This window comes from Acinetobacter sp. ANC 4204 (assembly GCF_002135205.1).
In the GTDB taxonomy this organism is placed as follows: Bacteria; Pseudomonadota; Gammaproteobacteria; order Pseudomonadales; family Moraxellaceae; genus Acinetobacter.
In genome coordinates, this window is record NZ_NEFZ01000009.1 from 123,255 (window position 1) to 129,600 (window position 6,346).

At 41.3% G+C, this 6,346-nt stretch carries 9 protein-coding genes; 6 read left to right on the top strand and 3 right to left on the bottom strand.

The annotated features are described in order from the left end of the window. The first annotated feature begins 85 nt into the window (after nucleotides 1-85). The 3 genes from B9T36_RS16200 (at nucleotide 86) to B9T36_RS16210 (ending at nucleotide 1,738) form a co-directional block, all read left to right on the top strand. On the top strand, nucleotides 86-574 hold the full coding sequence (locus B9T36_RS16200; RefSeq protein WP_004697619.1) for a YajQ family cyclic di-GMP-binding protein: 489 nt from the start codon (nucleotides 86-88) through the stop codon (nucleotides 572-574). Nucleotides 575-602: 28 nt separating this feature from the next. Then, entirely contained in the window at nucleotides 603-1,103 is a 501-nt protein-coding gene (locus B9T36_RS16205; RefSeq protein ID WP_086210484.1) for a DUF4442 domain-containing protein, read from the top strand. 137 nt (nucleotides 1,104-1,240) lie between these two features. Then, nucleotides 1,241-1,738, top strand: coding sequence for an ester cyclase (locus B9T36_RS16210; RefSeq protein ID WP_086210485.1), 498 nt, complete (start codon nucleotides 1,241-1,243; stop codon nucleotides 1,736-1,738). Between the two features lie 68 nt (nucleotides 1,739-1,806). Here the strand turns inward: B9T36_RS16210 and B9T36_RS16215 are convergent, their stop codons facing one another. Genes B9T36_RS16215 through B9T36_RS16225 form a run of 3 tightly spaced genes read right to left on the bottom strand, consistent with a single transcriptional unit; the run spans nucleotide 1,807 to nucleotide 3,575 of the window. Next, complete coding sequence (locus tag B9T36_RS16215) at nucleotides 1,807-2,229, bottom strand: acyl-CoA thioesterase (protein ID WP_086210486.1); 423 nt, start codon at nucleotides 2,227-2,229, stop codon at nucleotides 1,807-1,809. A gap of 17 nt (nucleotides 2,230-2,246) precedes the next feature. Then, on the bottom strand, nucleotides 2,247-2,678 hold the full coding sequence (gene trxC / locus B9T36_RS16220) for a thioredoxin TrxC (protein WP_086210487.1): 432 nt from the start codon (nucleotides 2,676-2,678) through the stop codon (nucleotides 2,247-2,249). Further along, nucleotides 2,679-3,575 (bottom strand): alpha/beta hydrolase, encoded by an 897-nt coding sequence (locus B9T36_RS16225; RefSeq protein WP_086210488.1) that lies wholly within the window; start codon nucleotides 3,573-3,575, stop codon nucleotides 2,679-2,681. Nucleotides 3,576-3,699: 124 nt separating this feature from the next. Here B9T36_RS16225 and B9T36_RS16230 point away from each other — a divergent pair, with 124 nt between their 5' ends. The 3 genes from B9T36_RS16230 to B9T36_RS16240 all read left to right on the top strand — a co-directional run bounded on the left by B9T36_RS16230 (nucleotide 3,700) and on the right by B9T36_RS16240 (nucleotide 6,027). Continuing rightward, nucleotides 3,700-4,035, top strand: coding sequence for a TIGR01244 family sulfur transferase (locus B9T36_RS16230; RefSeq protein WP_005401736.1), 336 nt, complete (start codon nucleotides 3,700-3,702; stop codon nucleotides 4,033-4,035). After that, a complete protein-coding gene (locus tag B9T36_RS16235; RefSeq protein ID WP_086210489.1) occupies nucleotides 4,028-4,453 on the top strand; it encodes a beta-lactamase hydrolase domain-containing protein in 426 nt (141 codons plus the stop codon). Before B9T36_RS16230 ends, B9T36_RS16235 begins: the two co-directional genes overlap by 8 nt. Nucleotides 4,454-4,650: 197 nt before the next feature. Then, nucleotides 4,651-6,027 (top strand): dihydrolipoyl dehydrogenase, encoded by a 1,377-nt coding sequence (locus B9T36_RS16240; protein ID WP_086210490.1) that lies wholly within the window; start codon nucleotides 4,651-4,653, stop codon nucleotides 6,025-6,027. Nucleotides 6,028-6,346 lie beyond the last annotated feature (319 nt).

Genomic DNA, 6,346 nt, shown 5'->3' on the forward strand with positions numbered 1-6,346 from the left:
CTCCTTTGATGTAAACAACACTTGGCAAATGAAGAAAACATCCCTAGCATCTCAGATATTCTTTCTATTTGTAAAGGTCTAATCCATGCCATCTTTTGATATTGTTTCAGAATTAGAAATTTTTGAGGTAAATCATGCTGTTCAGAATACCCAAAAGGAAATTGCAACCCGTTTTGACTTCCGAGGTCAAGATGTTTCAATTGAACTCAATGAAAAAAACAAAGAAATTAAAATCTCAACAGAAAGTGATTTCCAGTGCGAACAAGTTTATACCATGTTAGAGAACCATTTCTTTAAGCGTAAAGTTGATATTCAAGCGCTTGATCCACAAAAAATGACCGCTTCAGGTAAAAATGTACTTCAAGTGGTGAAATTAAAAGACGGACTTGACTCAGATACCGCAAAAAAAATTAACAAAGCCATTAAAGAAAGTGGCATTAAAGTGCAATCTTCAATTCAAGGCGACAAAATTCGTGTGACTGATAAAAAGCGCGATACATTACAGCAAGTAATGACGTTTTTAAAAGAACAGCAATTTGGTCTGCCTTTACAGTTCAATAACTTTAAAGACTAATCCCCTTGTTCGATCATTTGAGGTAACTATGCCAAAGGCCAATCGCTTATCTAAAATTGTAAAAGCCACTTCTCGCTTGCCGAAAGCGTTGCGTACACGATTATGGAGTCAAGCTTTTGGTCGCATAGTTCCCATGGTCGGCAGTGCTCATATCCGTTATTTACAAGTGAGTCATAGTGAAGTCGTCGTCAAAATTGAAAACCACCGAGCTATGCAAAACCATATTGGTCAACTACATGCCTGTGCCATGGCCTTGATTGCTGAAACGGCAACAGGTTTTGTCACAGGGATGAATGTGCCTGACCATTGCATCGTTCTGATTAAAAGCATGCATATTGACTTTAAACGTCCAAGTAAAGGTGCCATGACAGCGACAGCCACCTTAACACCAGAACAACAGCAACTGATGCAAACTACCGCCAAAGGTGAAACTTTAGTTTCTGTGACAGTAATGGATGAATCGGGTGAAGCACCTGTTCAATGTGAAATGTTATGGGCTTGGCTCGATAAAGCATCATTAAAAAAATAAGAATGTAAATATAACTTACTGTTTGGTAAGTATAAAATTTACAACAATACGCTAAAGCCGCGACTAAAACTTACTATATCTTTGCTTCAACTCAGCTCAAAATCATGCTACATAATATGAATATTTGAGCTGACTTAATGAAAAAAAGACTAATTTTAGCAACGACCCTATTTTCTTTAGGGCTTGTCGCCTGCCAACAACACAACCCAGCCAACACATCGGTTTCAACAACGCCGAGTCACCATTCTGCCTCTGCTCTGACCGAACAGAATAAAAAAATTGTGGTGGACTTTTATGAAGGGGTTTTTAGCAAACATCAGGTTCAAACCTATTCAGACCGCTATATTGGTACACAATATATTCAACATAATCCCTATGTTGCAGACGGCAAAGCGCCTTTTGTAAACTATTTCACCCAGTATTTTAAAGAACACCCACAAGCAAAAAGTACCATCAAACGTGTGATTTCCGATGGTGATTTGGTTGTACTGCACGTCCACTCCACCCAAAATGCACAAGACCGCGGAGAGGCTGTCGTTGATATTTTCCGTGTCGAACAAGGCAAAATTGTAGAACATTGGGATGCCGTGCAGAGCGTGCCTGCCGAATCAGCAAATAGCAACACGATGTTCTAAAGCTTAATCACTTTTCAAATAGTTATAAAAAAGCCAGTATTATTACTGGCTTTTAGCTCGTCTCAAGCTTAATTGGCTTGATTGGCAAAAAATTTCTCTTTCACATCAGTTGGAATTTGGCGCTTATTGCCTTTGACATCCACTGCCACAAAGGTAAATACACCTTCAGTTACACGTACAGGTGGGCGTGAACTATCATGACTGTCCCATACCTCAATTTCCATTTGAATCGAGGTATTGCCTACTTTTAAAATTTTAGTATAACAACTAATCACGTCCCCGACTTTGACAGGGACCAAGAACGTCATCTGATTAATCGAAATCGTTGCACAACGCCCTTTACTAAAGCGTTCTGCATGAATTGCGCCGGCCAAATCCATTTGTGACACAATCCAACCACCAAACACATCTCCACTCCAGTTGGTATCAGCTGGCATTGCAATCGTTTGAAGAGATAGCATCCCTTCTGGTTTCACATGAATCTCTGACACGTTGACTCCAATTTTCGTTATGACTGGGCTTGCAACTGTTGATCTAACCATTGTTGCAATTGTGGCGCACGGAGCGCGCCGCTTATTCTAGCAATTTCAGTAGTTTTATTCATTAAAACTAAGGTTGGAATACTTCGCACATTAAAGGCACTACTTAATCGTGGAGATTCTTCGGTATTAATTTTGGCAAAAATCACTTGTGGATTTTGTTTCGCCACTTCAGCAAAATGCGGTGCCATCATTTTACAAGGACCACACCACTCTGCCCATAAGTCAATCAATACAGGCAAATCACTATGGCTAATAAACTGACTAAAATTTTGTTCATTCAACTCAATAGGTGTAGCAGGCAGAAGCGTAGCATGACATTGGCCACAACTCGGATTAGCATTCAGCTTCTCTTCAGGGACACGATTTTTTGCCATACAGGTCGGACAGACGATAATCATTTAATTGACTCCAATATGTTGGTGTAAAAATTCTAATTGGGTCGAAATGGCTTTTTCAAACCAGGTGGCATGATAAATATCGAAATGTTGCATCTCCCATTCATGATATTGAACAAAGGGAGCAATATTGGTCGCCGCTTCACGACTCGACTCAATAGGTATGAGGCTATCATGTTTTGCTGCAATAAAAAGTACAGGAATATTAATTTGCCGTACATTTTGAATCGGACGATAACGGATTAAATTAAAAAATAGTCGTGCGGGAATCTCACCACTCCAATAATAGTCTGGATTGATAATCGAACGATAACCCAAATACGCATCTTGGGTCGGCATAAAACACAGCTTTCGGGGGTCAACTACGGGTAAAGTCGTTGGCGCTAAACCAACTTTGCCCCCCATATAATCTTGGCTGGACAGCTTTAATGCTTTCGGGAGTTGCTGTAACGGGTAAAGCTTGGCACTTTCAGCACCATCGACAAAAGGCACTTGTGCCATCACCGCCTGAACATTTTTGAACTCTGCAGCAATATCGAGTACATATCCACCGCTGAGTGCCGTCCCCCACAGCACAATACGTCGGCTATCAATCGACTTACGCTCTTTGACATGGTTAATCATGGTGCGCCAGTCTTCGAGCTGCTTTTTAATCGACACCAGCTCTCTTGGGCGCCCCGTACTCCCCCCCCAATAACGATAGTCGAATAACACGACCGCATAGCCCGCTTGTGCAAACCGTTGCGCAAATTGAATCAGTTTGAATTGGCGAAGCCCAGCCAAGCCATGAGCCATCAAAATCACTGCGGGCTTCTCTTCAGTTTTCGGACGGTAAAAATCTGCAGCAATGACCTCTTGGCCACTTTTCACATACAGCGGTTCAACGGTATAGGCGTGCATACCTGCTCCATTGCGTTATTTTATGGTTGTAATCGCTTATAAATATTTCAACAGCATAGGCTGAGCTTTCAGCTTAATGCTATCATAAAGCATATCTCGATTATCTTAATTTTGGAGTGACAGGATGAGTGAAAATGTAGGCTTTGCAGGTCAAATTGGTCCTGAACATTTGGTTCAAGTGGTTGAAAAAGGGTTTAAATCTGTGATCAATAACCGCCCAGATATGGAAGGTGGCCCAGAACAACCGACCAGCGCTCAAATCGAGGAAGCTGCACGTGTAGCAGGCTTGGATTATGTCTACCAACCTGTGGTTGCTGGTCAAATCACCGAAATGGATGTTCGCACTTTTGCCAACCACTTTAATGAACTTCCAAAACCTGTTCTCATGTTCTGCCGTACAGGTAATCGCTCAAATAACTTGTACCAACTTGCCAAACAAATGGATCTGTTAGATGACTAAACGGTTGTTTAAACACGTCATCTGTACTGCTCTGCTTTTAGCAAGCAGTACACTTTGGGCAGCAACGGAAACACTCAGTCAGTCACTGAGTCCGCAACTGAGTGTTTCAGGACAAATGACCACAGATAAGTTTCAACAATTGATGAAACAAGGTTTTAAGTCAGTCATTGTCAACAGACCTGATCAAGAACAAGGCAATACCGTTCGCGTTGAGCAACTACGAAGTATCGCAGAACAAGCGAAAGTCAGTGTGATTTACCAGCCAGTTACCAGCAGTAAAATTTCTGAAACAGACGTGGTTGAATTTGCTAAATATTATAATGAGCTCCCCAAACCCATTTTAATGGTCTGTAAAAGTGGTGAACGTTCAAGTCGGCTCTTTCATCAAGCCAAACAATTAGGACTACTGCATGAATAAGCTCTTTCTTCTTTTACTCTGTTGTACACTTATAACTGCATGTAGTTCCATGCATGTTCGACCTACTGTTGGCGTCAGCGTTGGTAGCAGTTTATAAATAATGACGGCAATCCATGCCATTTTTTTACAAAATATAATCCCCAAACCCCATGAATATGTTAACTATAGAGTAATCTTGCTTAGGTAAACTCTGTGTTATGTATGATCTGATTATTATTGGGGCAGGAACTGCGGGTATTGCAGCCTACCAACAAGCCATTAAGTCCACACAAAATCTATTAATCATTAATGATGGACCGTGGGACACCACTTGTGCACGTGTCGGCTGTATGCCCTCAAAAGTCCTGATTTCTACAGCCAATCGCATGCATGATATTCAACATGCGGATCGTGTCGGATTAAAAGTAGAATCAAAAATTGACCGCAGTCAGGTCATGCAACACGTACAAGCACTCCGCGATCGCTTTACCTCTAGTACCCTTAAAACCGTAGAGAGCTGGCCTAAGTCGCACAAAGTTCAAGGCCGTGCTCACTTTGTCGATGCAAAAACGGTCGAAGTGAATGGGCAACTCTACCAAGCCAAAAGCTTTATTTTAGCTGTAGGCTCCACACCAAGTTTTAACCCAATGTGGAAAGATGAACTCGGTGATCGACTTATCACCTCCGATCAAATCTTTGAACTTGATGCTTTACCTAACTCCTTAGCCGTTATTGGGAGTGGCGTCATCGCGATTGAACTCGCGCAAGCCATGCAACGACTTGGTGTCAAGACCACGGTCTTTGCACGTAGCCGTAAAGTCGGCGTTCTGACCAGTCCTAAATTACAGCAGTTGGCACAAACAGAAATTGGCGATGAACTTGAAATCAAGTTCGAAGTTTTACCCACTGAAGTTAAGTATACAAACGATCAAGTTGAACTTAGTTTTACTGAAAATGATCAGCCTAAAACACTTAACGTCGATTATTTACTGGTTGCTACTGGACGAAGTAGTCTTTTAAATACGCTTAAACTCGAAAATATCGACACATCATTCACAGACTTAAAACATTTACCTGTTGATCCTAAGACAAAACAACTCGCTGACTACCCGATTTTTATCATTGGCGATGCACATACCGACACCCCTCTGCAACATGAAGCTGCACACGAAGGTAAAGTTTCGGTTAAAAATGCATTGAACTTCCCCACTATAGAATCATGCAAAACTCTAACACCTTTAGGCATCGTGTTTAGCAACCCAGAAATGGCAATGGTTGGACAAAACTTTAAGCAACTACAAAGTGCAAATATCAATTTTGTCATCGGCGAAGTATCCTATGCAAAACAAGGACGTGCATTGGTTCTGGGTAAAAACTATGGGGCCATCGAGGTTTATGTAGATAGAAGTAGCCGAAAGCTACTGGGTGCTGAATTACTCACAGAGTCTACTGAACATTTGGCCCATTTATTGGCATGGATGATTGCAGAAGAATTGACTATCGATGAAATTTTGGAAAAACCATTTTATCACCCAACCCTTGAAGAAGGCTTAAGAACGGCTTTAAAACATGCTCGTCGACAACTCAATCCCTAAGCTGCCAAATTCATGTTCTCTTGCTATAGATACTTAGACGTTTACGGTGCGTGATTAAACGATTTCATCAACCATCTTCAATGAAAAGCTGAGTTCTATTTTTTGAATGAGGTTGATCCAAACCAAAAACCAGATACTGATAAGACATCAGCATTAATCAATGACAATAAATTCACTATTTCACTAACTGCATAATAAAAAAAGCCCCCTAACTTAATCGTTAGGGGGCTTTTGAATAATGAGCTGGCGATGACTTACTCTCACATGGCAAACGCCACACTACCATCAGCGCTAAGAGGTTTCACTTCTGAGTTCGGGA